The sequence below is a fragment of the Streptomyces sp. NPDC050743 genome, from assembly GCF_044456925.1.
In the GTDB taxonomy this organism is placed as follows: domain Bacteria; phylum Actinomycetota; class Actinomycetes; order Streptomycetales; family Streptomycetaceae; genus Streptomyces.
The window spans coordinates 28,605-54,276 of record NZ_JBITGJ010000005.1; the positions used below are offsets into that span (position 1 = coordinate 28,605).

At 71.6% G+C, this 25,672-nt stretch carries 22 protein-coding genes; 8 read left to right on the forward strand and 14 right to left on the reverse strand.

Features of this window, described 5'->3' with window-relative positions:
- Positions 1 to 30 precede the first annotated feature (30 nt).
- From ACIBJF_RS07595 to ACIBJF_RS07605, 3 genes are all read right to left on the reverse strand, one after another.
- Complete coding sequence (locus ACIBJF_RS07595) at positions 31 to 1,851, reverse strand: thioredoxin-like domain-containing protein (RefSeq protein WP_399172782.1); 1,821 nt, start codon at positions 1,849 to 1,851, stop codon at positions 31 to 33.
- Between the two features lie 109 nt (positions 1,852 to 1,960).
- Positions 1,961 to 2,803 carry a calcium-binding protein gene (locus ACIBJF_RS07600; RefSeq protein WP_399172783.1) on the reverse strand — a complete coding sequence of 281 codons (843 nt, stop codon included), beginning with the start codon at positions 2,801 to 2,803 and terminating at the stop codon, positions 1,961 to 1,963.
- Positions 2,804 to 2,951: 148 nt separating this feature from the next.
- Positions 2,952 to 3,374 carry a cupin domain-containing protein gene (locus ACIBJF_RS07605; protein ID WP_399172784.1) on the reverse strand — a complete coding sequence of 141 codons (423 nt, stop codon included), beginning with the start codon at positions 3,372 to 3,374 and terminating at the stop codon, positions 2,952 to 2,954.
- 52 nt (positions 3,375 to 3,426) lie between these two features.
- On the opposite strand from ACIBJF_RS07605, the gene ACIBJF_RS07610 reads away from it, so the two are divergent.
- Both ACIBJF_RS07610 and ACIBJF_RS07615 read left to right on the forward strand, forming a co-directional pair.
- Entirely contained in the window at positions 3,427 to 4,428 is a 1,002-nt protein-coding gene (locus tag ACIBJF_RS07610) for a helix-turn-helix domain-containing protein (RefSeq protein WP_399172785.1), read from the forward strand.
- A 31-nt stretch (positions 4,429 to 4,459) separates the two neighbouring features.
- Positions 4,460 to 4,954 carry an LURP-one-related family protein gene (locus ACIBJF_RS07615; RefSeq protein ID WP_351803039.1) on the forward strand — a complete coding sequence of 165 codons (495 nt, stop codon included), beginning with the start codon at positions 4,460 to 4,462 and terminating at the stop codon, positions 4,952 to 4,954.
- Between the two features lie 41 nt (positions 4,955 to 4,995).
- Here the strand turns inward: ACIBJF_RS07615 and ACIBJF_RS07620 are convergent, their stop codons facing one another.
- Positions 4,996 to 5,790, reverse strand: coding sequence for a carbon-nitrogen family hydrolase (locus ACIBJF_RS07620; RefSeq protein WP_399172787.1), 795 nt, complete (start codon positions 5,788 to 5,790; stop codon positions 4,996 to 4,998).
- Between the two features lie 218 nt (positions 5,791 to 6,008).
- Here ACIBJF_RS07620 and ACIBJF_RS07625 point away from each other — a divergent pair, with 218 nt between their 5' ends.
- Positions 6,009 to 6,833, forward strand: coding sequence for a maleylpyruvate isomerase family mycothiol-dependent enzyme (locus ACIBJF_RS07625; protein WP_399172788.1), 825 nt, complete (start codon positions 6,009 to 6,011; stop codon positions 6,831 to 6,833).
- 103 nt (positions 6,834 to 6,936) lie between these two features.
- Here ACIBJF_RS07625 and ACIBJF_RS07630 read toward each other — a convergent pair whose 3' ends face one another.
- Together ACIBJF_RS07630 and ACIBJF_RS07635 are read right to left on the reverse strand one after the other, a co-directional pair.
- On the reverse strand, positions 6,937 to 8,247 hold the full coding sequence (locus tag ACIBJF_RS07630) for a nitrate/nitrite transporter (RefSeq protein ID WP_399172789.1): 1,311 nt from the start codon (positions 8,245 to 8,247) through the stop codon (positions 6,937 to 6,939).
- Positions 8,244 to 8,918 carry a GntR family transcriptional regulator gene (locus ACIBJF_RS07635; protein WP_399172790.1) on the reverse strand — a complete coding sequence of 225 codons (675 nt, stop codon included), beginning with the start codon at positions 8,916 to 8,918 and terminating at the stop codon, positions 8,244 to 8,246. The genes ACIBJF_RS07630 and ACIBJF_RS07635 overlap by 4 nt, the downstream gene beginning before the upstream one ends.
- A 225-nt stretch (positions 8,919 to 9,143) precedes the next feature.
- On the opposite strand from ACIBJF_RS07635, the gene ACIBJF_RS07640 reads away from it, so the two are divergent.
- Together ACIBJF_RS07640 and ACIBJF_RS07645 are read left to right on the forward strand one after the other, a co-directional pair.
- Positions 9,144 to 10,055, forward strand: a complete 912-nt coding sequence (locus tag ACIBJF_RS07640; RefSeq protein ID WP_399172791.1) for a D-alanyl-D-alanine carboxypeptidase family protein — start codon at positions 9,144 to 9,146, stop codon at positions 10,053 to 10,055.
- Between the two features lie 178 nt (positions 10,056 to 10,233).
- Positions 10,234 to 11,253, forward strand: a complete 1,020-nt coding sequence (locus ACIBJF_RS07645) for a Bro-N domain-containing protein (protein WP_399172793.1) — start codon at positions 10,234 to 10,236, stop codon at positions 11,251 to 11,253.
- An 87-nt stretch (positions 11,254 to 11,340) separates the two neighbouring features.
- Here ACIBJF_RS07645 and ACIBJF_RS07650 read toward each other — a convergent pair whose 3' ends face one another.
- Genes ACIBJF_RS07650 through pdhA form a run of 3 tightly spaced genes read right to left on the reverse strand, consistent with a single transcriptional unit; the run spans position 11,341 to position 14,966 of the window.
- Positions 11,341 to 12,741 (reverse strand): dihydrolipoamide acetyltransferase family protein, encoded by a 1,401-nt coding sequence (locus ACIBJF_RS07650; RefSeq protein WP_399172794.1) that lies wholly within the window; start codon positions 12,739 to 12,741, stop codon positions 11,341 to 11,343.
- Between the two features lie 10 nt (positions 12,742 to 12,751).
- On the reverse strand, positions 12,752 to 13,729 hold the full coding sequence (locus ACIBJF_RS07655) for an alpha-ketoacid dehydrogenase subunit beta (RefSeq protein WP_351606744.1): 978 nt from the start codon (positions 13,727 to 13,729) through the stop codon (positions 12,752 to 12,754).
- Position 13,730: 1 nt separating this feature from the next.
- Positions 13,731 to 14,966: a pyruvate dehydrogenase (acetyl-transferring) E1 component subunit alpha gene (pdhA, locus tag ACIBJF_RS07660; protein ID WP_399172797.1), complete on the reverse strand. Its 1,236-nt coding sequence runs from the start codon at positions 14,964 to 14,966 to the stop codon at positions 13,731 to 13,733.
- A gap of 516 nt (positions 14,967 to 15,482) precedes the next feature.
- Here pdhA and ACIBJF_RS07665 point away from each other — a divergent pair.
- Positions 15,483 to 16,499 carry a phosphotransferase gene (locus ACIBJF_RS07665; RefSeq protein WP_399172798.1) on the forward strand — a complete coding sequence of 339 codons (1,017 nt, stop codon included), beginning with the start codon at positions 15,483 to 15,485 and terminating at the stop codon, positions 16,497 to 16,499.
- A gap of 57 nt (positions 16,500 to 16,556) precedes the next feature.
- Here the strand turns inward: ACIBJF_RS07665 and ACIBJF_RS07670 are convergent, their stop codons facing one another.
- On the reverse strand, positions 16,557 to 18,206 hold the full coding sequence (locus tag ACIBJF_RS07670) for a protein kinase (RefSeq protein ID WP_399172799.1): 1,650 nt from the start codon (positions 18,204 to 18,206) through the stop codon (positions 16,557 to 16,559).
- A gap of 343 nt (positions 18,207 to 18,549) precedes the next feature.
- On the opposite strand from ACIBJF_RS07670, the gene ACIBJF_RS07675 reads away from it, so the two are divergent.
- Positions 18,550 to 20,214, forward strand: a complete 1,665-nt coding sequence (locus ACIBJF_RS07675; RefSeq protein ID WP_399172801.1) for a protein kinase — start codon at positions 18,550 to 18,552, stop codon at positions 20,212 to 20,214.
- A gap of 76 nt (positions 20,215 to 20,290) precedes the next feature.
- Here ACIBJF_RS07675 and ACIBJF_RS07680 read toward each other — a convergent pair whose 3' ends face one another.
- Positions 20,291 to 20,836 (reverse strand): bacterial proteasome activator family protein, encoded by a 546-nt coding sequence (locus ACIBJF_RS07680; protein WP_351803013.1) that lies wholly within the window; start codon positions 20,834 to 20,836, stop codon positions 20,291 to 20,293.
- A 173-nt stretch (positions 20,837 to 21,009) separates the two neighbouring features.
- On the opposite strand from ACIBJF_RS07680, the gene ACIBJF_RS07685 reads away from it, so the two are divergent.
- The gene (locus ACIBJF_RS07685; RefSeq protein WP_399172802.1) at positions 21,010 to 21,804 is read left to right on the forward strand and encodes a hypothetical protein; all 795 of its coding nucleotides are present in this window, start codon (positions 21,010 to 21,012) and stop codon (positions 21,802 to 21,804) included.
- Positions 21,805 to 22,206: 402 nt separating this feature from the next.
- Here ACIBJF_RS07685 and ACIBJF_RS07690 read toward each other — a convergent pair whose 3' ends face one another.
- From ACIBJF_RS07690 to ACIBJF_RS07700, 3 genes are all read right to left on the reverse strand, one after another.
- Positions 22,207 to 23,187: an NAD(P)H-quinone oxidoreductase gene (locus ACIBJF_RS07690; RefSeq protein WP_351803009.1), complete on the reverse strand. Its 981-nt coding sequence runs from the start codon at positions 23,185 to 23,187 to the stop codon at positions 22,207 to 22,209.
- Between the two features lie 170 nt (positions 23,188 to 23,357).
- Entirely contained in the window at positions 23,358 to 24,707 is a 1,350-nt protein-coding gene (locus ACIBJF_RS07695) for a molybdopterin molybdotransferase MoeA (protein ID WP_399172803.1), read from the reverse strand.
- Entirely contained in the window at positions 24,704 to 25,615 is a 912-nt protein-coding gene (locus ACIBJF_RS07700) for an NTP transferase domain-containing protein (RefSeq protein ID WP_399172804.1), read from the reverse strand. The genes ACIBJF_RS07695 and ACIBJF_RS07700 overlap by 4 nt, the downstream gene beginning before the upstream one ends.
- Between the last annotated feature and the right edge of the window lie 57 nt (positions 25,616 to 25,672).

A 25,672-nucleotide genomic window follows, 5' to 3' on the forward strand; every position in this document is an offset into this window, starting at 1 on the left:
GCGGGCGCCCGGTCCGGCGCGTGCGTCCGCCTACTGCTCGTCCATGCCCGCGAGGACGAGCGGCAGGCGGTCCGTCGCGCCCTCGGTGAGACGGACCGGGACGCCCCAGTCCTGCTGGTGGACGTGGCAGGCGGGGTACTCGCCGGCAGAGTCGTCGTCGCAACTGGCGGCCATCGCGGAGACGTGCAGGACGCCCTCCGCGACCTCCGGGTTCAGCTCCAGGTCACGGCTCAGGTCCGTGTCCGCTCCCTCGCCCTTGAGCAGCAGCTCGGGCGGGGTCGAGGAGACCAGCAGACGGGTCGAGGGCCCGTATCTGGTGTCCAGCTTCTGGCCCGCCGGGGCCTGGAAGACGACGTCCAGCCGGAGTCTGCCGGGGGCGACCTCGGTCGCCGCGCGCCGGGTGCGGTGGGCGACCGGCTCGACCCGCACCGCCTCCTCGGGCAGCCGCAGCCGGGTCAGCCGGTGCCGGGCCGACTCGACCACCACGATGTCCCCGCCGACGAGGACGGCGTCGCTGGGCTCGCGCAGGTCGGTGGCCAGCGTGGTGACCTCGCCGGTCGCCGGGTCGTAGCGGCGCAGGGCGTGGTTGTAGGTGTCGGCGACCGCCACCGAGCCGTCCGGGAGGGCGGTGACGCCCAACGGGTGCTGGAACAGTGCCTGTTCGGCCGCGCCGTCCCGGTGGCCGAAGTCGAACAGGCCGGTGCCGACCGCCGTGTGCACGTGCCCGTCGAGGTCCACCCAGCGCAGGGCGCTCGTCTCGGAGTCGGCGAGCCACAGCCGCTCGGCGGTCGCCGCGAGACCGGAGGGCTGGGCGAACCAGGCCTCGGCGCCGGGGCCGTCGACCAGGCCCTCGTTGGTGGTGCCGGCCGTCACGGCGACCGTGCCCGCCGCGGGGTCGTACGTCCACAGCTGGTGGACGCCCGCCATGGCGATCCACACCCGGCCGCCGAAGACCGCCACGTCCCAGGGCGAGGACAGATCCACCTCGCGGGCCGGGCCGGAGGTGGCGGACCCCTGCCACCACTGCTTCCCGGTGCCGGCCAGAGTGGTCACCGCGCCCGTGGCCGGGTCGAGGCGGCGCAGGGCGTGGTTGACGGTGTCGGCCACCACCACCGCGCCGTCCTCCAGCAGCGCCAGGCCCTGCGGCTCGTTGAAGGCGGCCTCCTGCGGGCCGCCGTCCGCGAAGCCGCGCGTGCCCGAGCCGATGCGCCGTACGACGGTCTCGGCGTCCTCGGCCAGCTCCACCAGCTGGTGCCGGGTGGTGTCGCTGACCAGGAAGTTCCCGGAGGGAAGCAGCAGCGCCTTGCCCGGGAAGCGCAGGGTCGTCGGCTCGGGCTCCGGCGGCACGTACGGACCGTCGCCGCGGCGCAGGGTGCCCTTCGCCTCGTGCTCGGCCTCCAGCTCCTCCACCAGCCGCTCGATGGCGTGCGCGTGTCCCTCGCCCGCGTGCTGGGCGACGACGTACCCCTCCGGGTCGATGACGACCAGGGTCGGCCAGGCGCGCACCGCGTACTGCTTCCAGGTGGCGAGCTCCGGGTCATCCAGCACCGGGTGCTCCACGCCGTAGCGCTCCACCGCGTCCACGACCGCCTGGTGCTCGGCCTCGTGCACGAACTTCGGGGAGTGCACGCCGATGATCACCACCGTGTCCCGGTGCTTCTCCTCCAGCTCGCGCAGCTCGTCCAGGACATGCAGACAGTTGATGCAGCAGAAGGTCCAAAAGTCCAGGACGACGATGCGTCCGCGCAGGTCGGCGAGGGTGTACTGCTTCTCGCCCGTGTTCAGCCAGCCGCCCTTGCCGATCAGCTCGGGGGCGCGGACGCGGGCGCGTCGGGATGCGGAGTCGGTCATGGCTCCAAGAGTGCCACCCGACTCCGACAGCCGGTGGGGCGCCTGTGGACAACCGGCGGGACCCGCTAAGGCGCCTGTGGAAAAGTCGCTCTCGGTCGTGCGGTCGCTCTCAGTCCTGGTGGATCACATCCGTGCCCGGGCCGCCGGAGAGCGTGTCCCGGCCGGGGCCACCGTACAGCCGGTCGTTCCCGCTGTTGCCGTACAGCTTGTCGTCGCCGCTGTTGCCGTACAGGACGTCGTTGCCGGTGCCGCCGTTCAGGGTGTCGTTGCCGGTGCCGCCGGTGATCGTGTCCTTGCCGTCGTCGCCGGACAGGTACTGGGCTCCGGCGCCGCCGTGCAGCGCGTCGTCGCCCTTGCCGCCCTGGACGATGTTGTCACCGCCGCTCGCGTAGATCGTGTCGTTGCCGTCACCGCCCCAGGCCAGGCCCTCCGCACCGACGGTGAGGGTGTCGTCGCCGGCGTCACCGGAGACGTAGGCGCCGTCCAGACGGCCGGAGTCGGTCGCCTTGTCGTTGCCCCCGCCCAGCGAGATCTGGGCGTAGAAGTAGACCTGGTCGGTGCCGTTCTTGTAGGCGACCGTGTCGTTGCGGTCGCCCAGGTTCGCGATCAGGGCGGCGTACGGGTCCTGGCTGTCCACGAGGGTGACCGTGCAGGAGACCTTGGTGCGGTCCGCGCGGTCGGGGTGGGCGCAGTCGTGGCCCGCCTTGATCGGGACGACGTCGTCGATCACATAGGTGATGCCGGCGCGGTCCGCGGTGAGGGCCGCGGTGGCGGTGGCTTTGTTGGTCTGGCCGGGGGCGGCCTGGTAGGTGAGCTGCCAGTCGTACTGGTTGACCGCGGCGGTGGCCGAGGCGGTGGCGGCGCCGGCGGTCCCGGCCAGGGCGAGGGGTGCGGCCAGGGCAGTGCCGAGGGCCAGGACGGCGGCGGCGCGTATCGAGGGCATGCGGGTCATGCGGGGCCTCCGGGAGGAACGGGCGGACGTGGTAACGACTTCCGCACCGTTCGACTCGGGGACCCCGCCCCGGGTTGGCCAACTTCCTTGTCCATGCCGGAAGTTCACCTGCGGGACACGCACCCGCCCGGTGGATTCCGGACCCCGGTCAGGACAGGGCGTGGCCCGTGGTCACGTCCACGTGGTCGGGGACCTCCTCGTGCCGGTCGCCGACCGAGAGGGTGCCGGTGGGCTCGAAGAGGAGGACTTCGGCGCGGCGGGGCGCGGACGGCTTGTGATAGGTGCCGCGCGGCACGGTGAACACCGAGCCCCTGGTCAGGACGAGGGTGCGCTCGCCGGCCGGCTCGCGCAGGCCCAGGTGCACCTCGCCGTCGAGGACCAGGAAGAACTCGTCGGTGTCCTCGTGCACATGCCAGACGTGCTCGCCCTCGAACTTGGCGATCCGGACGTCGTAGTCGTTGACGGCGGCGACGATGCGCGGGCTCCAGCACTCCTCGAAGGAGGCGAACGCCTTGTCCAGGGAGACAGGCTCGCCGGCGGGTCGGGAGGTGGGTTCGGAGATGGGTTCCATGGGGTCATCGTGCGGGGTTCCGGTGGCGCCCCACGAGTGCTAGGAATCGCATATGCCGCAAGGATCCTCTCAGCCTCTCCACCGGGTCGTGCCGCCGCACCGGGTCGTCGTGATCGTGGACGCGGGCACCAACCCCTTCGAGGTCGGCGTCGCGACCGAACTGTTCGGACTGCCCCGGCCCGAACTGGGCGATCAGGGGCCGCTGTACACGGTGACGCTGTGCGCGCCCACCCCGCGGATCCGGATGAACCACGGCTTCTTCACCCTGACCGGCGTACCCGGCCTGGAGGCGGTGGACGAGGCCGACACCCTCGTCGTACCCGGACGCCCCGACAACGTCGTACCGCGCGGCGCCTACGTGCTGGAGGCCATCCGGCGCAGCCACGCGCGCGGGGCGCGCATCGTCAGCTTCTGCACCGGCACCTTCGCCCTCGCCGAGTCCGGGCTGCTCGACGGGCGCCGTGCCACCACCCACTGGATGTGGGCGGACACCTTCCGGGACCTGCACCCCAAGGTGCTGCTGGAGCCGGACGTCCTCTTCGTGGACGACGGCGACGTCCTCACCGCCGCCGGCAGCGCCGCCGCGCTCGACCTCGGGCTGCACCTCTGGCGCCGCGACCACGGCGCCGAAGTCGCCAACGCCGTCTCCCGGCGCCTGGTCTTCGCCGCCCACCGCGACGGCGGCCAGCGGCAGTTCGTGGAGCGCCCCGTGCCCGACGTGCCCGACGAGTCGCTCGGCCCGCTGCTGGCCTGGGCGCAGGAGCGGCTCGGCGAGCCGCTGACCGTGGCGGACCTCGCCGACCGGGCGGCCGTCAGCCCCGCCACCCTGCACCGGCGCTTCCGCACCCAGCTGGGTACGACCCCGCTGGCCTGGCTCACCGGGGAGCGGGTGGCGCTCGCCTGCCGGCTGATCGAGCGGGGCGAGGAGCGCCTGGACGTGGTCGCGGCCCGCTGCGGCCTCGGTACGGCGGCCAATCTGCGGGCCCGGCTGCGCCGGGAGACGGGGCTCAGCCCATCGGCGTACCGCAGGCGCTTCGGGCCGGCCGGCCCGTGACGATCAACGCGCGGCGGGGAACGGTACCCGCATGAGACTCCTCGTACACGACCGGCTGCTCGGCATCGGCGACGACTACTGGATCGAGGACGAGCACGGCCGCAAGGTCTTCCTCGTCGACGGCAAGGCCATGCGGCTGCGGGACACCTTCCAGCTGAAGGACGCCCACGGGCGCGTGCTGATCGACATCCACCAGAAGATGTTCGCGCTGCGCGACACCATGGTGATCGAGCGGGACGGCGAGGGCCTGGCCACCATCAAGCGCAAGCGGCTGTCCCTGCTGCGCAACCACTACCGCGTGTCCCTGGTCGACGGCACCGAGCTCGACGTCAGCGGCAAGATCCTCGACCACGAGTTCGCCGTCGAGTACGACGGCGAACTCCTGGCCGTCATCTCCCGCCGCCGGCTGACCCTCCGGGACACCTACGGTGTCGACATCGTGCGCGAGGACGCGGACCCGGCACTGCTGATCGCGGTGGCGGTGTGCGTGATCCACCTGGCACAGAAGGAGCGGGCGGACGACTGACGGGGGCTCTCCCACCCCGGAGCCCCGCTTGAGGGGCCCCGCTAGCGCCGCGGCGGCTCCAGGCCCAGCACGCGGTCCTTCAGCGCCGGGAACTGCTCGCGGGTGGTCGCCACCTTCGCCGGGTCGAAGTCGACGGTGAGGACCTCCTCGTCCGGGCCCGCCTCGGCGAGCACCTCGCCCCACGGATCCACCACGATCGAGTGACCCGCCTGCGGAACCCCGGCATGGGTCCCGGCTGTTCCACAGGCGAGCACGAACGCCTGGTTCTCCACCGCCCGCGCCTGAGCCAGCAGCGTCCAGTGCGCGCGTCGCCGCTCGGGCCAGCCCGCCGGGATCACCAGCGTCTCGGCACCGGCGTCGACCAGTGCCCGGAAGAGTTCGGGGAAACGGAGGTCGTAGCAGGTGGCCACGCCGAGCGTGGTCCCGGGCAGCCGGACCGTCACCACGTCCCGCCCGGCGCCCATCAGCACGGCCTCGCCCTTGTCGAAACCGAAGCGATGGATCTTGCGGTAGGCGGCGGCCGGCTCACCGGAGGGGGAGAAGACGAGAGAGGTGTTGTAGAGCGGCCCGTCCGGGTCCCGCTCGGGAATCGATCCCGCGTGCAGCCACACGCCCGCGTCGCTCGCGGCCTTGGCCATCGTCTCGAACGTCGGCCCTTCGAGCGGCTCGGCCTCGCGGCCGAACTCCTCGTAGGCGAAGGCGCCGGTGGTCCACAGCTCCGGCAGGACCACCAAGTCGGCACCAGCCTGTTCCCGGACCAGCGCGGCCACCCGCTGCCGCCGGTTGTCGACCGATTCGTCCTCGTTCACGGCGATCTGGATCAGCGAGGCGCGCACACTACCACCGTCCTGGCATTCGAGTCGTCCACACAGGCCTACGATCGTCACACGAAAGCACTGCCCGGGTGCCTGAAGGCAGCGTAACTTGGGGGTCCCCCGGTTCGAGCGAAGCCGAGAACCAGGGGGCTCCCAGACGCCCGCCGAAGTGCAGCCGCCGCCCGCTGGCAACGCCGCCACAACCTGCCCGAGTACCGACCGCCGAGGGGTCCCGTTCCGTGAGTCTGCATCCCACCCTCCAGCCCTACGCCGACGCCTGGACGCACTCCATCGACGCGATATCCGAGATGGTCCAGTCGCTCGCGGAAGGCGAGTGGAACCGGCGGACCCCGTGTCCCGGCTGGTCGGTCCGGGACATCGTGTCGCACGTCATCGGCATGGACTGCGAGATGCTCGGCGACCCGCGCCCGATCCACACCCTCCCCCGCGACCTCTTCCACGTCACCACCGAGCACCAGCGGTACACGGAGATGCAGGTCGACGTCCGCCGCCACCACACGGCGCCGGAGATGACGGCCGAGCTGGAGTACACGGTCATCCGCCGCAACCGCCAGCTGCGCAACGAGTCGCGTGACCCCGGCACCACGGTCCGCGGCCCGCTGGGCACGGAGATCACGGTGGAACAGGCCTACCGCGCCCGCGCCTTCGACGTGTGGGTGCACGAGCAGGATCTGCGCACGGCCCTCGGCCGCCCTGGCAACCTGGACTCGCCGGGCGCGTACGTGGTCCGGGACGTCCTCCTCGAGGCGCTCCCCAGGGTCGTCGCGAAGGACGCGGCGGCGCCGCGCAGTTCGGCCGTCGTCTTCGACGTGCACGGCCCGGTGGAGTTCCTGCGCACCATCCGCGTCGACATCCAGGGCCGCGGCTCCCTGGAAACCGCCCCCGCCCTCGGACCCGCCGCCACCCTCACCCTCGACTGGGAGACCTACGTCCGCCTCGCCTGCGGCCGGGTGACCCCGGAGGCGGTGGCCGACCGGGTGAAGACCGAGGGCGACCCGGACCTGACGGCAGCGATCCTGCGCAACTTCACGGTGACGCCGTAGCCGGAGCGGGGCGGTGCCGCGCGACTCTGCGCAGCCGCCCCACGGTGGCCACGGGCCCGGCCGGCTCACGGGAAACGGCCGGCGCGCGGGTGGGGGAGCGCTGCTAGGCCGCGGGCACGTGCACCGTCTCCACCCGGCTCGCCACCAGCCGCTCCCGCTCACGCCGGGCCGCCCGCCCACGAAGCCGCAGAATCTGGGACACCCCGAGCGCCTGCAACACGAACACGGCCGAGAACGCCACGGAGTAGTCGTCCCCGGTGGCGTCCAGCAGCACCCCCACCGCGAACAACGTCGTCATCGAGGCGACGAACCCACCCATGTTGGTGATCCCCGACGCGGTCCCCTGCCGCTCGGGCGGGTTGGCCGGCCGCGCGAAGTCGAACCCGAGCATCGAGGCCGGCCCACACGCCCCCAGCACCGCGCACAGCACCACCAGCAACCACATCGGCGCATGCGTACCGGGATACAGCAGCGTCACCGCCCACACGGTCGCGGTCGCCCCCACGGTGCCCAGCGCCAGCGGCAGCCGCGCCGCGTGGTGCCGGGCGACGATCTGGCCGTAGACCAGCCCGATCACCATGTTGGACAGCACGACCAGGGTGAGCAGCTCACCGGCCGTGGCCCGGCTCAGCCCCTGCGCCTGCACCAGGAACGGCAGGCCCCACAGCAGCAGGAACACCATCGCCGGGAACTGGGTGGTGAAGTGCACCCACAGCCCGAGGCGCGTCCCCGGCTCCCGCCAGGCCGCCGCGATCTGCCGGCGGACGTACGCCGCGCCCTGGTGCGGCGCCGGCTCGGGCTCGTGCCCCTCGGGGTGGTCCTTCAGGAACAGCAGTGTCAGCACGAGGACGACGACGCCCGCGAGCGCGCTCCCGCCGAATGCCGGGGTCCAGCCGATGCCGTGCAGCAGCCGGGCGAGGACCAGCGTGGAGACCAGGTTGCCCGCCATGCCGACCAGCCCCGCGAGCTGCGCGACCAGCGGCCCGCGCCGGGCCGGGAACCAGCGGGTGCCGAGCCGCAGCACGCTGATGAAGGTCATCGCGTCGCCGCAGCCCAGCAGGGCCCGGGAGGCGAGGGCGGTGCCGTACGAGGGGGAGAAGGCGAAGCCCAGCTGACCGGCGGTGAACAGGACCGCGCCGATGCTCAGCACCTTCTTCGTGCCGAGCCGGTCGACCAGCAGGCCGACGGGTATCTGCATGCCGGCGTAGACCAGCAGCTGGAGGATGGAGAACGTCGACAGCGCGGAGGCGTTGACGTGAAAGCGGTCCGCCGCGTCCAGTCCCGCCACGCCCAGTGACGTACGGAAGATGACGGCGACGAAGTAGACGGCGACGCCGATGGACCACACGGTGACGGCGCGTCGGCCGCCCGGGGGATCATCCGGAAGGGTGAGGTTCCGCTCCGGACCGCTCATCGGACCTCACCCCGCGCGAGGTGCTCGAACCAGCTCACATGCCGGTGCACGACCCCCACGGCCGCCTCCGCGTCCCCGGCGCGCAGCGCGTCGAGGATCTCCTCGTGCTCGGCGAGCGTCTTGGCGATCCGGTCGGGGTGGGAGTGCATCACGGCGACGCCCATCCGCAGCTGCCGGTCGCGCAGCTGGTCGTAGAGCCGGGACAGGATCTCGTTGCCGCCGCTGCGCACGATCTCGGCGTGGAAGTTGCGGTCGGTCACCGCGGCCGCGGCCAGATCACCGGCGGCGGCCTGCGCCTTCTGCAGCTCCAGCAGCTCGGTCAGCCTCTCCAGCAGACCGGGCGGAGCGGGTACGGCCTTGCGGGCGGCGTGCTCCTCGACCAGCTGGCGGGTCTCCACCACATCCGCGATCTCCTGCGCGGAGACCGGCAGCACCAGCGCGCCCTTCTTCGGGTACAGCCGGATCAGCCCCTCGACCTCCAGCCGCAGCAGCGCCTCCCGCACGGGCGTGCGGGAGACCCCGACGGCCTCGGCCAGCTCCCCCTCGGTGAGCAGGGTGCCGCCCTCGTAGCGGCGGTCGAGGACGCCCTGCTTGACGTGGGCGTACACGCGGTCGGCGGCGGGCGGGGGCTTGGGGTCCCGGCGGGTGTGCTGTTGTACGGCCGTCTGCATGTCCACAGCATAGATACAACACGTACGCATGCGACGGCAGCGTCCAGCATCCGGACGCGATGGACGGCCCGACGGAACGCACGGCAGAAGGTGTGACGCAGATCGCACTCAGCAGCCGCACAACCTTCTGTGCTACTTACGTGTCCCACACGTGCGGCCCTCTGCTCTTGCCACCTCAACTTGGCCGCACTTCAGGGGCATTCACGACAATCGGGGTACATCACTTTGATTACCGGTATCAAGGGCATCCGCAGCACGCGCATCCGCAGAGCCGTCGCCGTCGCCGTCAGCTCCGGCGCGCTGGTCGCGACCGGTGCCCTCACCGCGGCGCCCGCTCAGGCCGTCACCACGCCCTCGATCATCGCCAAGGGCGGCTTCGCGATGAACAACGCGAGCGGCACGACGCTCTACACCAAGGCGGCGGACACCCGGCGTTCCACCGGCTCCACCACCAAGATCATGACCGCCGAGGTCGTGCTCGCACAGTCGAACCTCAACCTCGACAAGAAGGTGACGATCCAGAAGGCGTACAGCGACTACGTCGTCTCCCACAACGCCTCCCAGGCCCACCTGATCGTCGGCGACCAGGTCACCGTCCGCCAGCTGCTGTACGGCCTGATGCTGCCGTCGGGCTGCGACGCCGCCTACGCGCTCGCCGACACCTACGGCACGGGCACCACCCGCGCCGCGCGCGTGAGCAACTTCATCAGCAAGATGAACGCCGCCGCCAAGAGCCTGAACCTGACGAACACGCACTTCGACTCCTTCGACGGCATCGGCAACGGCAGCAACTACTCGACGCCGCGCGACCTCACCAAGATCGCCAGCAGCGCGATGAAGAACTCGATGTTCCGCACGATCGTCAAGACCAAGTCGTACACCGCGAAGACGATCACCAAGACGGGCAGCACCCGCACGATGGCCCCGTGGACCAACACCAACGGTCTGCTCAGCAGCTACAGCGGCACCATCGGCGTGAAGACGGGCTCCGGCCCGGAGGCCGGCTACTGCCTGGTCTTCGCCGCCACCCGCAACAACAAGACCGTCATCGGCACCGTCCTCGCCTCCACCTCCATCCCGAACCGGGAGTCGGACGCGAAGAAGCTCCTCGACTACGGCTTCGCCAAGCTCGGCTGACACACCCCAGGCACACACGGGCCCGTCGCGCACAGCGGCGGGCCCGTTCTGTTGCGGACGGCGGGGCCCCGCGTCGTCCGGCGTTTTCGGTGATCTTCACCCTGAATCGTGAACTTCGCCCTTGCGGTTGGCATATTCGAATTCCTCCGCTCTACGTTCCGCAGCGGAGGTGGTTCACATGAGCGAACCCAGCAAGCGACCCGACTCGTCCGAACGGCACGAGGCGATCGACATCAGCGACTTCGTGTACGCGGCGACCGGAGCCCGTGTGCGGAGGCTGACCATGCCGGACGGGAGTCACTGGTTTCCGGCGGTGGATGTGTGCAAGGAACTCGGTTACACCACGCCCCGAAAGGCACTGACGGACCATGTTCCACAGGGCAATCGAGAAAGTCTCGAGACAGTGACTGGAAGTCACTGTCTCAGCATTCCCGCAGGTAGGGAGTGGCGCCGAGACTTGCAACTCATCGATCTGCAAGGTCTCATCCTGCTCGTGCAGGCCTGCACGAAGCCCGCCTGCGCCCCCTTCAAACAGTGGGTCGCCGAGGTGATCGAGACGATCCAAAGGGAGGGTTCCTACACCCTGGAAAAGGCCGAGGTACAGCCCACCGAACCGGGCGCCCCGATCGCGTACGCCATGCCCGAGCAGGTCGCCGAGGCCATCGTCCGGCTGGAGGCGCACAACCTTCAGCTGGACGAGGAGTTGGCGAACGGGCAGCGCAAATCGATCGAACTGCAACAGCAGACGCTGGTCCTGCAGCAGGAAAGGCTGGTCCTGCTGCAGGAAACCGTGACCCTGCAGCGCGAGATGCTGGCCACGCAGAAGGCCACCCTCGCCGTGCAGCAGGCCATGGTCCGGGCGCTGGAACGGATCGCGGACCGGCTCGACGCGCTGGTGATGGACGGCCGGACGCCTGGTGAGCACGTCAAGGCGCTGCCCACCACGGCCTCCGTCCTGGCCGACTGGCGGCAACGTCTGTCCGTCACGGCCGACGTATGGACCGTGGCCGTAGTGATCGCGCCCGTACTCGTGGAGAAGGGGGAGCTGCGCGAGCCGCTGGAATCCATCGCGGCCCGCACGGGGCTCTCGGTGCACCGGGTCAACGAATGTCTGCGGCTGCTGCGCAAGCACGCCTGCATCCGCTCCCGCGGCGGAGCCGAGGACGGTGCGCCCGTGTACGTGCTCAACCAGGCCTGAGAGCCGGACATCGAAGAAGAGGGGGCGGTCGCAATGCGAGTTTGCGGCCGTCCCCTCAACGCTTCGAGGCTACCCGCCCCGGGGCCGTCATGCCCAGGTGATCAGCCTCTTCGGCTGCTCCAGGATCGCCGCCACGTCCGCCAGCACCTTCGAGCCCAGCTCGCCGTCGACCAGGCGGTGGTCGAAGCTCAAGGCCAGGGTTGTCACCTGACGCGGCTTGACCTTGCCCTTGTGGACCCAGGGCTGGAGCTTGATCGCGCCGACCGCGAGGATCGCCGACTCACCGGGGTTGAGGATCGGCGTGCCGGTGTCGACGCCGAAGACGCCGACGTTGGTGATGGTCACCGTGCCGCCCTGCATGGCCGCCGGGGACGTCTTGCCCTCGCGGGCCGTCGCGACCAGCTCGCCGAGCGCGGAGGCCAGTTGCGGGAGCGTCTTGTCGTGCGCGTCCTTGATGTTCGGCACGATCAGACCGCGCGGGGTGGCCGCCGCGATGCCCAGGTTGACGTAGTGCTTCTGCACGATCTCCTGGTTGGCCTCGTCCCAGGACGCGTTGATCTCCGGGTTGCGCTTGATGGCGACCAGCAGGGCCTTGGCGATCAGCAGCAGCGGGTTGACCCGCAGGCCCTGCATCTCCTTGTCCTGCTTCAGCTCCTCGACCAGCTTCATCGTGCGGGTCACGTCGACCGTCACGAACTCGGTGACGTGTGGCGCGGTGAACGCCGAGCCGACCATCGCCGCCGCCGTGGCCTTGCGGACGCCCTTGACCGGGATACGGGTCTCGCGCGCGCCGTCGTAGGACGCGACCGGTGCCGGGGTCACCGGGGCAGCGGCGACCGGGGTCGGTGCCGGCTCCGCCGGCTTCGGCGTGGCCGCCGCGTGAACGTCGTCACGGGTGATGATGCCGTCCGGGCCGGACGGGGTGATCGTGGCGAGGTCGACGCCCAGGTCCTTGGCCAGCTTGCGCACCGGCGGCTTGGCCAGCGGGCGGGGCTTCTCGGCGAGCGCGGCGTGGCCGTGGCCGTTCAGCTCCGTCTGGATCGCCTGGGCCGGCGCCGGGACGCTCACCTCGGGGCCCTTGCGGGGGCGGCGCTTGGTGGAGGACGTCGACACGCCGTAGCCGACCAGGACCGGCTGGCGGCCCTCCGGCTTGGCCTCGGGCTCCGGCTCCTCGGCGGCCGCCGGTGCCGGCTTCGGCTGCTCCGCCGGGGCCTCGGCGGGGGCCGCGCCGGCCACCTCCACCGCGATGATGGACGTGCCCACGTCGACCGTGGTGCCCTCGGGGAAGTGGAGTTCGCGGACCACACCGTCGTAGGGGATGGGCAGTTCGACGGCCGCCTTGGCGGTCTCGACCTCGCACACCACCTGGCCGTCGGTGACCGTGTCACCCGGCTGGACGTACCACTTGAGGATCTCGGCCTCGGTGAGTCCCTCACCGACGTCCGGCATCTTGAACTCGCGTACGGACGCTTCCGTCATCGTCGTCACGACCTTCTCCTCAGTACGCCAGCGAGCGGTCGACGGCGTCGAGCACGCGGTCCAGGTCCGGCAGGTACTCCTCCTCCAGACGGGCCGGCGGGTAGGGGGCGTGGTATCCGCCCACTCGCAGGACCGGTGCCTCCAGGTGGTAGAAGCAGCGCTCGGTGATCCGGGCGGCGATCTCCGCGCCGGAGCCGAAGAACACCGGGGCCTCGTGGACCACGACCAGGCGGCGGGTCTTCTCCACCGAGGCCTGGATGGCGTCGAAGTCCAGCGGGGAGACCGAGCGCAGGTCCAGGACCTCCAGGGACTTGCCCTCCTCGGCCGCGGCCGCCGCGACCTCCTGGCACAGCTTCACCATCGGGCCGTACGCCGCCAGGGTGAGGTCGGTGCCCTCGCGGACGACCTGGGCCTTGTGCAGCGGGGCGGGGATCGCCTCGAGGTCCACCTCGGCCTTGTCCCAGTAACGGCGCTTCGGCTCGAAGTAGATGACCGGGTCGTCGCTCTGGATGGCCTGCTGCATCATCCAGTACGCGTCCGACGCGTTCGACGGAGACACGATCTTCAGACCCGCCACATGCGCGAACAGGGCCTCGGGGGACTCCGAGTGGTGCTCGACCGCGCCGATGCCGCCGCCGTAGGGGATGCGGACGACGACCGGCATCTTGACCTTGCCCAGCGAGCGCGCGTGCATCTTCGCGAGCTGGGTGACGATCTGGTCGTAGGCCGGGAAGACGAAGCCGTCGAACTGGATCTCCACCACCGGGCGGTAGCCGCGCAGCGCGAGACCGATCGCGGTGCCGACGATGCCGGACTCCGCCAGCGGGGTGTCGATGACCCGGCTCTCGCCGAAGTCCTTCTGGAGGCCGTCCGTCACCCGGAACACGCCGCCGAGCTTGCCGACGTCCTCACCCATGACGAGGACCTTGGGGTCCTCCTCCAGGGCGCGGCGCAGCGACTCGTTGATGGCCTTCGCCATCGCCATCTTCTCGGCCATCTCAGCGACCCCCTTCGCTTGCGTCCGCGAACGACGCCTGGTAGGCGGCGAACTGCGCTCGCTCCTCGTCGACGAGCGCGTGCCCGTCCGCGTACACGTTCTCGAAGATGGCGAAGTGGTCCGGGTCGGGCATGGCACGGACCGCTTCGCGCACTCGTTTGCCCAACGCTTCGGACTCGGCCTCGAGTTCCGCGAAGAATCCCTCGTCCGCGTGGTTTGAGGCCTCCAGGTACCGGCGAAGGCGCAGGATCGGGTCCTTGGCCTCCCAGGCCAGCCGCTCCTCGTCGCCGCGGTAGCGGGTGGGGTCGTCGGAGGTGGTGTGGGCGCCCATGCGGTAGGTGTACGCCTCGACCAGGGTGGGGCCCTCGCCGCTGCGGGCGCGCTCCAGCGCCCACTTGGTGACGGCGAGGCAGGCCAGCACGTCGTTGCCGTCCACGCGCACGCCCGGGAAGCCGAAGCCCTGCGCACGCTGGTAGAGCGGCACGCGGCTCTGCTTCTCGGTCGGCTCGGAGATGGCCCACTGGTTGTTCTGGCAGAAGAACACGACGGGGGCGTTGTAGACCGCGGAGAAGGTGAACGATTCGGCGACGTCGCCCTGGCTGCTCGCGCCGTCGCCGAAGTAGGCGATGACCGCGCTGTCGGCGCCGTCCTTGGCCACGCCCATCGCGTAGCCGGTGGCGTGCAGCGTCTGGGAGCCGATGACGATCGTGTACAGGTGGAAGTTGTTGCCGTTGGGGTCCCAGCCGCCGTTGTTCACGCCGCGGAACATGCCGAGCAGGTTGGTCGGGTCGACCCCGCGGCACCAGGCGACGCCGTGCTCCCGGTAGGTCGGGAAGACGTAGTCGTCGTCGCGCAGCGCCCGGCCGGAGCCGATCTGGGCGGCCTCCTGTCCCAGCAGGGAGGCCCACAGGCCCAGCTCGCCCTGGCGCTGCAGGGCGGTGGCCTCGGCGTCGAAGCGGCGGGTGAGCACCATGTCGCGGTACAGGCCGCGCAGGTCTTCGGGGGTGATGCCGGCGACGTAGGCGTCGTACTCGGCGTTCTCGACCCGCTCGCCCTCGGGCGTCAGCAGCTGTACGAGCTGCGGTTCGGTGCCCTGCTGGGCGGCGGCGCGGGCGGTGCGCCGGGTGCCGGTGGCTCCGGACTTGGTACCGGTCGTGCCGGTCTTGCTGCCGGTGGTGCCGGCTTTGCCTGCGGCGCTGCGTCGCGGCTTGCGCGCGGCACTGCTGTCCACGGTCACGTGTGCTCCTCCGTCGTTCCGGCCCCCGGGGTTGCCGGTAGGCCAGTGCGGCTCACCTGTTTCGACCACCGGGCACGGGGTGGGTGCCACTCGGCCGGGAACAGGCGTGACAGGTGCCCCGGCGAGCGCCCTGCAACCATCACGTTACCCAGTGCTCCACATTTCTGTGAAACCCCACTTGACCTGCGATTTTGCTTGGATTTCCAAGTAAATCGAGGAAGTGTGCAAGCGTGCTGGTCACAGCCCTGCTTCAACGCCGAAGCAACGGAACGTTAACCCGCTCACCCGGGTCACGGGAAGAGTCGAATTGTTTGCGTGTGACATGGGCTGCGCCGCTTATGCCGTCCGTATCCCGGCCGAGAAGAACGGAAGCGGCGCCCATTTGATAAAGCCCACGGCATGATCATCGCGCGACCGAAAGCGATCGTCGGTGACCGCCTGTGACAAGCCCCAGCTCACGGCGGTTTTTCGTGCCCTAACATCTGCGGCGTGCCGCGCTCATGTGTACCACCCCTTGTGTCCCACGCGCTCCCTCTGGGCGCCCTGCTGCGCCTGTACGCCGCCGGTACCGCCCTCGCCTGTGAGCCGGTCGACCAGGGACTGCTGAACCGCGGCTACCGGCTGCGCACCACCCGCGGCCGCTATTTCCTCAAGCACCACTTCGACCCCGACACCGCCGACCCGGCCGCCATCGAGCGCCGGCACCGCGCCACCCAGCGCCTGGCCGACCTCGGCGTCCCGGTCGCCGTACCGCTCGCGCACCGCGGGGGCCGTACGGTCGCCGTCGTCGGCGGCCACGCCTACGCCCTGCACCCGTGGATCGACGGCAGGCACCGCCACGGCGGGCAGCTCACACGCGGGGAGAGCGCACGCCTCGGGGCGCTCCTGGGCGCCGTGCACGCCTGTCTGGAGCGCGTGATGCCCCCCAAGGGGCGCACGCGCCCGGCCACGAGCCCCCACCCCGTGGAGAGCGCCGACCCCTCCGACACCTTCACGCTCATCGACGACCTGCTCGCCCATGTGCGCCGGCACCGCCCCGCCGACGCCTTCGACGAGCTGGCCCGGCACCGGCTGCTGGAACGCCGGGCGCTGCTGGAGCAGCACACGGACCGGCGCCCGCCGCGCGGCGGCTCGGTGGGCTGGGTGCACGGCGACTTCCACCCGTTCAACGTGCTCTACAAGGACGACGCCCCGGCGGCCATCGTCGACTGGGACCGGCTCGGCGTGCAGCCCCGCGCCGAAGAGGCCGTACGCGCCGCGGCGATCTTCTTCGTGCGCCCCGCGGGCGCCCTGGACCTGCCGAAGGTGCGCGCCTACGCGCGCGCGTACCGGCGCACGGCCGGTGCCGGGGCCGCGGAGCTGGCGGCGGCGGTGCACCGGGTGTGGTGGGAGCGGCTGAACGACTTCTGGATGCTGCGCTGGCACTACGAACGCGGCGACACGCGCGCGGACTGCCAGTTCCCGGCCGCGTCGGCGCTCGTGGTGTGGTGGACGCGCGCGTACGACGCGGTGCGCGAGGCGTTCACCGAGTGACGGCGCCCCTGGCGGAACCGCTCAGGGGGACGCCGTCAGCGGCGAGGCCGGTGTCGTTCAACCGGTGGGCAGGCCCGTGCCGCCGTCCGTCGTGGCGCCGGTGTCCGTGCCGCCGTCCGTCGTGCTGCCCGTGCCGCCGTCCGTCGTACCGGTGCTCGTGCCACCGTCCGTCGTACCGGTGCTCGTGCCGCCGTCCGTCGTACCTGCGTTGGTGCCGCCGTCCGTCGTGGTGCCCGAGGACTGCGACGGGGAGGTCTGCGGGTCCGTGGGCTCGTCGGTCGGGCCCGTGGACTGCGACTGCGACGTCTGCGGGTCCGACGGGGTGTAGCCGGAACCGCCCGAACCCTGGTCCGAGCCGTCGTCGGTGGCGGTGTCCGACGGCTGGTCGGTGGTGTCGTCCGACGGGGCCGGGGAGTCCGAGTGGTCCTTCGTGGACGTCGAGTGTGTCGCCGGCGGCTTGGTGTCGGTGCCGTTCCCGGTGCCGTTGCCCGTGTGCTGGAGCGCGAACGCGACGCCCGCCGCGATCGCGATGACCGCGAGGACGGCGAGGATCCACAGCTTGCCGCGGCCGCTGCCCCTGTTGCCGTGCCCCTCGAAGCCGCCGTCGTCGCCGCCTCCGTAGCCCTGCGGCAGGATCGGCTGGGGGATCTGCGCGGTCCCGGCGCCGAAGTCGCCCGGGTGCTGCATCGCGGTCGTCCCCGCGAAACCGCCCGCCGGAGTGTGCCGGCCGTCGTGCACATCCACCGGACCGGTGTTCCAGGTGCCGGTGTGCCCGCCCTGCTCGTACAGCATCTGCAGGCCGTACTGGACCAGGCCGCGCATCTCCTCGGCCGTCTGGAACCGGTCGTCCGGCTCCTTGGCGAGCGAGCGCATGACCAGGCCGTCCAGCTCCGGCGGGCAGCCCTCGGAGGCCTCCGAGGGCGGGGTCGGGATGTCCTGGACGTGCTGGTAGACCACCGACAGCGGGGTCTCGCCGGTGAACGGCGGCCGCAGCGCCAGCAGTTCGTACAGCAGGCAGCCGGTCGCGTACAGGTCGGAACGGTGGTCGACGGCCTTGCCGAGCGCCTGCTCCGGGGAGAGGTACTGCGGCGTGCCCATGACCATGCCGGTCTGCGTCATCGTGGTCGACGCGCCGTGCAGGGCACGCGCGATGCCGAAGTCCATCACCTTGACGGCGCCGCTGTTGGTGATGATCACGTTGGCGGGCTTGATGTCGCGGTGCACGATGCCGTGCTGATGCGAGTAGGCGAGCGCGTCCAGCACCCCGGAGACGATGATCAGGGCCTGCTCGGGGCCCGGCGCCTCGGCGTTCAGCAGCAGGTCGCGGATGGTGCGGCCCTCGACCAGCTCCATGACGATGTACGGCACGGACTGACCGCCGACGAAGTCCTCGCCGGAGTCGTACACGGCGACGATCGCGTGGTGGTTGAGGCCGGCGACGGACTGCGCCTCACGCGTGAAACGGGCCTTGGAGACCGGGTCCTCGGCCAGGTCCGCGCGGAGCAGCTTCACCGCGACGGTACGGCCGAGACGGACGTCCTCGGCCGCGAACACCTCGGCCATGCCGCCCCGGCCCAGCCGGTGCGTCAGCCGGTACCGGCCGTCGCCGACGAGCCCGCCGTTGCCCCATGCCTCCGGCGCGTCCGACATACCGCCGCCACTCGCCTCGGGGTCGGACGGGCCCTGGGCGCGCTGCGTCTGTGCCATCAGTCCTCGCCGTCGTTTCTGCCCGCGGTGCGCGCGGTGTTGTCACGGTCTCCGTCGGCCACGCTACAGCCTCCGCGCGAGCCGCCGGTTCGGAACCGGAACCGGGACCGGCCGAAGCCGGACCGGCCATGAAACCTCTAGCACGCGCTGTCGTGCAAATTCTGTGTGCCGGTCGTACGCCCCCTGTAACGCTTGCGCGACGCTTCTTGCCCGTACGGTCACGGAACGGGCACCGCGCTTGACGTGTCAGTGCCCTCGGGCAGACTTGGCCGGGAATGACACATTCGATCAAGGTCCGTGCGATGAGCGAAGGCGCCGGACGGCCAGTGGGGGACACGGAGAGATGAGCCAGGACGGCGCACACGGCCGGTACTCGGGGCAGTCGCTGGCCGGCGGCCGGTACCAGCTGCGGGACCTGCTCGGCGAGGGCGGCATGGCCTCGGTACACCTCGCGTACGACGCCGTGCTCGACCGCCAGGTCGCGATCAAGACCCTCCACACGGAACTCGGCCGGGAGCAGGCTTTCCGCGAGCGCTTTCGCCGCGAGGCCCAGGCCGTGGCGAAGCTCACGCACACCAACATCGTCTCGGTCTTCGACACCGGCGAGGACGATCTCGGTGGCCTGACCACTCCGTACATCGTCATGGAGTACGTCGAGGGCCGCCCGCTGGGCTCGGTCCTGGAGGAGGACATCCGCCAGTACGGCGCGATGCCCGCCGACAAGGCGCTGAAGGTCACCGCGGACGTGCTGGCCGCGCTGGAGATCAGCCACGAGATGGGGCTGGTCCACCGCGACATCAAGCCGGGCAACGTGATGGTGACCAAGCGCGGCGTGGTCAAGGTCATGGACTTCGGCATCGCCCGCGCCATGCAGTCCGGTGTGACGTCGATGACGCAGACCGGCATGGTCGTCGGCACCCCGCAGTACCTCTCGCCCGAGCAGGCCCTCGGCCGTGGCGTGGACGCCCGTTCCGACCTGTACTCGGTCGGCATCATGCTGTTCCAGCTGGTCACCGGGCGGCTGCCGTTCGACGCGGACTCCCCGCTGGCGATCGCGTACGCGCATGTGCAGGAGGAGCCGGTCGCGCCCTCCTCGATCAACCGTGCGCTGCCGCCCGCGGTGGACGCGCTGGTCGCCCGCGCGCTGAAGAAGAACCCGAACGAGCGCTTCCCGACCGCCGAGGCCATGCACGACGAGTGCCTGCGCGTCGCCGCGTCCCTCCAGGCGGCCGCGCCGAGCATCGTGCCGGGCGCCGGACCGACGCAGAGCGGTGCGGGGGTCGGCTCCGCGGTGTTCCCGCCGGTCGACCGGACAGCCCAGGCGGCCCCCGGGCCGGTCCAGACGCCGTACCAGCCGGGTCCGTACGGCGCCCCGCAGACACCTCCGCAGACGCCCGCCCCGGCCTACGGCTATCCGCAGCAAGGACAGCCGGCCGGCTACCAGACGCCGCCTCCCATGGGGTACGGCCCGCAGGCCCCGCAGGCCGCGACGACCCCGCCGCCGTACGCGGTCTCGCCGCAGACGGCCGCGCAGCCGTCCGCTCCGGGCTCCGGTGGGGGCAAGAGCAACAAGCCGGTGATCATCGGCTCGGTCGTGGTGTCGCTCGTCGCGGTCGTCGCCCTGATCGTCGCGCTGACGATGAACAAGGACGGCGGTGACGACAAGGGCGGGGGCGGCAGCGCGAGCGCCTCGGCGTCCGCCTCCCACCAGGCGGGCTACCGCGGGCCGGACCGGACCCGGGTGATCGACAAGGCCAAGTGCACGGACCCGACGGAGTCCTGGAACGACGAGAGCAAGGTGCAGCTGCCCGACTTTCGGTACAAGGACATCAACTCGGTGAAGGCCTGCTTCCAGGCCGCGAAATGGCAGTACAAGGTCAAGCTCGAGCCCGACAACACCTGGGGCGACGGCACCGTGCTGGACCAGTTCCCCGCCGCGGGCACGAACATCGACCCGAAGAACCCGGGCACCATCGAGCTGAGCGTCTCGACGGGCAATCCCAGCTGAACAGGCTTCTCGCACAAAGGTCGGGCCCGGCACTCTCCGTGCCGGGCCCCGGTTGTTTCGGCTAGGTCAGGGTCGGTTACAGGTACGGCCCGCCCGAGCGGCCCGCGGTGCGGTGGTCGTCGCCGCCCTCGTGGCCGGTCACGCCCGGCGGGAGCGCGCGGCGCATCTGCTCCAACTGGGCCCGCGCGGCCATCTGCTGGGCGAACAGCGTCGTCTGGATCCCGTGGAACAGGCCTTCCAGCCAGCCCACCAACTGCGCCTGTGCGATGCGCAGTTCCGCGTCACTGGGGGTGACGTCGTCGGTGAACGGCAGGGAGAGCCGCTCGAGTTCCTCGACCAGCTCCGGCGCGAGGCCGTCCTCCAGCTCCTTCACCGAGCTGGCGTGGATCTCCTTCAGCCGCACCCGGCTCGCCTCGTCCAGAGGAGCCGCGCGCACCTCCTCAAGGAGCTGCTTGATCATGCTGCCGATCCGCATGACCTTGGCCGGCTGTTCCACCTGCTCCGTCACCGGGGTCTCACGGGACTCGTCGTCCCCGTTACCACCGCCGAGCGCCATCCCGTCCTGGCCCACGACGAGGATCTGGGGGTTCTCCGGCAACCGTTCGTTCCTCGGCATCTCCATGCCGCCATTCTCTCGCACCCGTACACCTCATCACCGTGGTGCCCCCTCATGGGAGCGATCCACCGTTTAGACCCGACGGCCTAATCTGAAATGCCCTTTTTGCCTATGAATGTGAGGGTTATTTCTGTTGGTCATCCATCGATCACGCATCCGGGCTCCGGGAGGTCACCGACGTGACTCCATGGCTGCGCATCACACGCCGCTGTATACCGCTGCTGCTCGTCCTCGCGGTGGCCCTGCCCGCGTACGACGCCGTCACCGACCGCACCACGACGGCGCACACCGGCACCCCTGGCCCGAGGAGCTCCACCGCCCCCGGCCCCGGCAGCACCGACCCCGGCCCCGCGGACCGGCCGACACCCGGCGACGCTGACCACCTCGCATCCTGGGACACGGACCGCCCGGTCCACCCCGGCCACCCGGCGAACAGCGGTCGCAAACCCAGGGACAGTGCCGCTCAGGAGCCCTCCTGGGACACCACCGGACCCGATCACGATCACGATCACGGTCGGAGTCACAGCCACGGTTACTACCGCTCCCAGGCCCCCGAGCCCTCATCCAGCTCCCCCGTGCCGCCCATGCCCTCGGATTCCGCGTCCGCCTCGTATCACCCGACGGCCGTCGAGCCGACCCGTGCGGGCAGCCGGGCCGGTGAGGGGCGGATGCGGCCGGGCCGACCGGACGGCCCCATGGCCGAGGTGGAGGGCGACGACGACCCCGTGCCCACCCCGGCTCCCGGCACCGGCGAGGCGAAGGAACCGGAGACCGCGGACCTTCCGACCACGACGCCGACGGCCTCGACCGTCCCCGACGAGGCCGGCCTCAACCACCCCCCGCCCCAGAACGCCCCCGATGACGGGAACGTCTCCCAGCCGGTCCTGCAGATCCTCCCCCTTGGCAGCGGTCTGGTCCTCATAGGCATAGGCCTGGCCCTGGCATTCCTGGGCCTGAGACTCCGCAAAGACTGACCGACCGGCGAGCCACGAACAGACACCCCGCCGGACCCCTACCGACCCAACAGCGACCGGCGTACCCACGCAGCTGCAGCCAAAAGTCCCGCCGGACCCCACCCAGCAGCAGCGGTCGCATCCCGCGAAGCTACACACAAGCGTCCCGCCGGACCCCCACCCACCCAGCAGCGGCTCCCGTATCCCGCGTAGCTGCGGGCAGTCGTGCCGCTGGGGCGGCACGGGTGGGCGCAGCGGCCCCGGCCAGCGCCGGCAAGCGACCCACCGCACCCCGGCCCGCACCAGCACCGGGCACTCATGCGGCACCGGCACCCGGCACCGTGCAAGGGCCTCAAGCCCAGCACGCACCCGGCACCCGGCACCCGCACCGCTCCGGCTCGCCGGCGCGAAGACCTCCCGGCGCTACGACGTGACCAGCAGCACCTTCCCCACATGCCCGCTGGCCTCCACCACGCGATGCCCCTCGGCCGCCTCCGCCATCGGCACCTCCCGATCCACCACCGGCCGCACATGCCCCCCGGCCAGCAACGGCCACACATGTTCCCGCACAGCCGCCACGATCGCCGCCTTCTCGCTCAGCGGCCGCGCCCGCAGCGAGGTCGCACTGATCGCGGCCCGCTTGCTCAGCAGCGTGCCGATGTTCAGCTCCCCCTTCACCCCGCCCTGCATGCCGATGATCGCGAGCCGCCCGCTGACGGCGAGCGCCCGGACGTTGCGGTCCAGGTACTTCGCGCCCATGTTGTCGAGGATGACGTCCGCCCCCGCACCCCCGGTGGCCTGCTCGATCTCGGCGACGAAGTCCTGCTCGCGGTAGTTGATCAGGATGTCCGCGCCCAGCTCGGCACACCGCTCCAGCTTCTCCTTCGTGCCGGCCGTCACCGCGACCTTGGCCCCGACGGCCTTGGCGAGCTGGATCGCCATGGTGCCGATGCCGCTGGACCCGCCGTGCACGAGCAGCGTCTCGCCGGGCCGCAGATGGGCGATCATGAACACGTTGGACCAGACCGTGCAGACGACCTCGGGCAGCGCGGCCGCCTGCTTGAGGTCGACCCCCTCGGGCACGGGCAGCAGCTGCCCGGCCGGCACGACGACCTTCTCGGCGTACCCGCCGCCCGAGAGCAGAGCGCACACCTCGTCGCCGACGGCCCAGCCGGACACTCCGGGTCCGAGCGCGGCGATCCTGCCGGAGCACTCCAGGCCGGGGTAGGGGGAGGCGCCGGGCGGCGGGTTGTAGAAGCCCTGCCGCTGCAGGACGTCGGCACGGTTGACGGCGCTGGCCACCACCTCGACCAGCACCTCGCCCTCGCCGGGCGCCGGATCGGGGACCTCCGCCCACACCAGCGCCTCGGGACCACCAGGTTCGGGAATCGTGATCGCATGCATGCCCGTGACGCTACTCCCCGCGCATGGCGCTTCGGGGCAGACCCGCGCGCTCGGGGCCGCAGGCCTGGTGCCCCTGCTCCCCGACTCGGCCGCACGGCGGTGAACGGCCGGTCCGTCAGCTGCAGCGTGCCGACGGGCCGGGATCCGTGTTTCACGTGAAACACGCCGTTTCAGGTAAAACACACCTCGATTCCGGCGGTCGCCCACGGCAGGTCGAGGAGTTGCGTCTCCTCACCCTGCCGGGCTCCGCCGGGTGGTACGACGGCCAGCGCATCGGCGGCGGCGATGCCGCGGAGCATGGCCGGACCGTTGTAGTGCAGCGGTACGGCGCGGTCGCCGCGGAGCACCACGGGGATCAGTCGGGTGTCGTACGGATGCCCCTGCACCGCCTCGCTGAGCGGCAGCGTGTACGGCTCGGGGGCCGGGTGGGCGGCCAGGGTGCGCAGCAGCGGTTCGGCGAGCGTGAGCAGGCCGGAGACGGCGGCGAGGGGGTTGCCGGGCAGGCCGACGAGGTGCTGATCGTCCTTGATGCGGGCCAGCAGCATGGGGTGGCCGGGGCGCACCTTGACACCGTCGACAAGGAGTTCGGCGCCGATGCGTTCCAGGATGGGGTGGACGTGGTCGACGGGTCCGCCCGCGGTGCCGCCCGTGGTGACGACGAGGTCCGCCGTGGAGCCGGTGACGGCCCGGCGCAGGGCCTTGGCGTCGTCGCCGATCCGGCGCACCGCGACAACCTCGGCGCCGAGCGCGCGCAGCCAGGGCGGCAGCATGGGGCCGAGCGCGTCCCGGATCAGCCCGTCGCGCGGCCACCCCTCGGTCAGCAGCTCGTCGCCGAGCACGAGGACTTCGGCACGGGGCCTCGGTACGGCGGTGACGGTGTCGTATCCGGCCGCCGCGGCGAGCCCCAGGACGGCGGGGGTCACCCGGGTGCCGACGGGCAGCAGCTGATCGCCGCTGCGGCACTCCTGGCCGCGTGGGCGGATGTCCTGGCCGTGCACGATCTCCCGCGTGGCGTGGAGCCGCCCCTGCGCGTCGGTACGGCCGTGCTCGCTACGCAGGACGGCGGTGGTGTCGGCCGGGATGCGGGCGCCGGTGGCGATACGGACCGCTTCGCCGTCGGTGAGCGGCTCGGGCTGCGCGTGCCCGGCGAGCACGCCCTTGTCCCGGACGTCCCAGGGTCCGGGCCCGGCGACCGCCCAGCCGTCCATCGCGGAGGTGTCGAAGGAGGGCAGGTCGGTGAGCGCGTCGAGCGGGGCGGCCAGGACCAGGCCGAGGGCGTCGCCGAGCGGCACGGATACGGGGGTGCGGCGGACCCGGGCGCGGGCGGCGCGGGCGGCGATCTCGCGGGCCTGGGTCCACGGGATGGCCCGGTGCCGCTCGCCGTGCGCTTGACCTGCCGGAGCGGGGCCCTGGCCCGCGCGGTCGTCCTTGGCTTCCCTCACGAGGGCCAGGGCCTCCTCGACGTCGAGGTCGTCGCTGTCCTCGGCGGGCGCTCCGGCCCGGGTTCCGGGGGCGGTCATCCGGCGTCCGGGGCGCTCGGGCCCCCGCTGTTCTCTTTCCCGGCCCCGCTGTTCTCTTCCTCCCAGCGCAGCGCGAGTGCGGCTGCCTTGCGGGCGGCCTCGGCGACCGCGTCGGGGCCGCCCTTGCCCTGGGCCGCGGCGTAGCCGACGAGGAAGGTGGTCAGCGGGGCGGCGGGCCGGGCCACGCCGTGCGCGGCGTCACGGGCGAGGTCGAGCAGGACGCCGGTGTCGACGTCCAGGTCGATGCCCAGCTCGTCCTTGACTGCGGAGATCCATTCATCCAACACGTGCCCATGCTCCCTGATGCGCGCCCTGGCATTGACGAGGTCGTCCCAGGTGTCGCAGTCGAAGGACGCGAGCGGGTCCGGGACGCGGGTGAGGCTGAGGGCGCCGGTCAGCCGGCGCAGGGGCAGTCCGGTCAGGCCGTCGGGTCCGGCCGCGAGGGCGGTCAGCTCGCGGCGGAGCGCGGCGGTGCGGTAGGCGGCCACGAGCGGCTGGTCGCGGCCGTCGGCGTCGGTGAGCAGTGCGCCGTCGGCGCCGGTGTCGCCGAGGGCGGTCAGCAGGCGCTGCAGCGTGTCCGGCCGCAGGAAGGGCAGGTCGGCGGAGAGGACGACCGCGTGCTCGGCGGTGGTGTGCCGCAGGCCGGCTTCCAGTGCGGCGACCGGTCCACCGCCGGGCGGCTCCTCGCGTGCCCAGCGCACCGGTCGGGCGGTGGGCCGCCGGTCGGCCACCACGACGGTGGTCCCGGCGCCCGCGCAGGCCGTGAGCACCCGGTCCAGCAGTGCCCGGCCCCCGACCCGCAGACCGGGCTTGTCGGCCCCGCCGAGCCGCCGGGCGGCGCCACCGGCCAGCACGACGGCGTCGTACGGCACGGGCGGCCCGGGATCGGCGGGGGCGTTGTCGGTCACCCCCCGAGTATGTCCCGAGGGGCTTCGCCCATGTCTTCCGCGAGGCCCTTCTTCCAG

What these genes read in the sequence shown, in the direction of transcription:
- ACIBJF_RS07605 (WP_399172784.1), bottom strand. Translation starts at nt 3,374, where the DNA reads ATGGAACCCATCTCCGAACCCACCTCCCGACCCGCCGGCGAGCCTGTC.
- ACIBJF_RS07635 (WP_399172790.1), bottom strand. Translation starts at nt 8,918, where the DNA reads ATGCAGACGGCCGTACAACAGCACACCCGCCGGGACCCCAAGCCCCCG.
- ACIBJF_RS07610 (WP_399172785.1), top strand. Translation starts at nt 3,427, where the DNA reads ATGCCGCAAGGATCCTCTCAGCCTCTCCACCGGGTCGTGCCGCCGCAC.
- ACIBJF_RS07615 (WP_351803039.1), top strand. Translation starts at nt 4,460, where the DNA reads ATGAGACTCCTCGTACACGACCGGCTGCTCGGCATCGGCGACGACTAC.
- ACIBJF_RS07695 (WP_399172803.1), bottom strand. Translation starts at nt 24,707, where the DNA reads ATGACCGCCCCCGGAACCCGGGCCGGAGCGCCCGCCGAGGACAGCGAC.
- ACIBJF_RS07690 (WP_351803009.1), bottom strand. Translation starts at nt 23,187, where the DNA reads ATGCATGCGATCACGATTCCCGAACCTGGTGGTCCCGAGGCGCTGGTG.
- ACIBJF_RS07630 (WP_399172789.1), bottom strand. Translation starts at nt 8,247, where the DNA reads ATGAGCGGTCCGGAGCGGAACCTCACCCTTCCGGATGATCCCCCGGGC.
- ACIBJF_RS07670 (WP_399172799.1), bottom strand. Translation starts at nt 18,206, where the DNA reads ATGGCACAGACGCAGCGCGCCCAGGGCCCGTCCGACCCCGAGGCGAGT.
- ACIBJF_RS07655 (WP_351606744.1), bottom strand. Translation starts at nt 13,729, where the DNA reads ATGGCCGAGAAGATGGCGATGGCGAAGGCCATCAACGAGTCGCTGCGC.
- ACIBJF_RS07600 (WP_399172783.1), bottom strand. Translation starts at nt 2,803, where the DNA reads ATGACCCGCATGCCCTCGATACGCGCCGCCGCCGTCCTGGCCCTCGGC.
- ACIBJF_RS07680 (WP_351803013.1), bottom strand. Translation starts at nt 20,836, where the DNA reads ATGGAGATGCCGAGGAACGAACGGTTGCCGGAGAACCCCCAGATCCTC.
- ACIBJF_RS07645 (WP_399172793.1), top strand. Translation starts at nt 10,234, where the DNA reads ATGAGCGAACCCAGCAAGCGACCCGACTCGTCCGAACGGCACGAGGCG.
- ACIBJF_RS07595 (WP_399172782.1), bottom strand. Translation starts at nt 1,851, where the DNA reads ATGACCGACTCCGCATCCCGACGCGCCCGCGTCCGCGCCCCCGAGCTG.
- ACIBJF_RS07675 (WP_399172801.1), top strand. Translation starts at nt 18,550, where the DNA reads ATGAGCCAGGACGGCGCACACGGCCGGTACTCGGGGCAGTCGCTGGCC.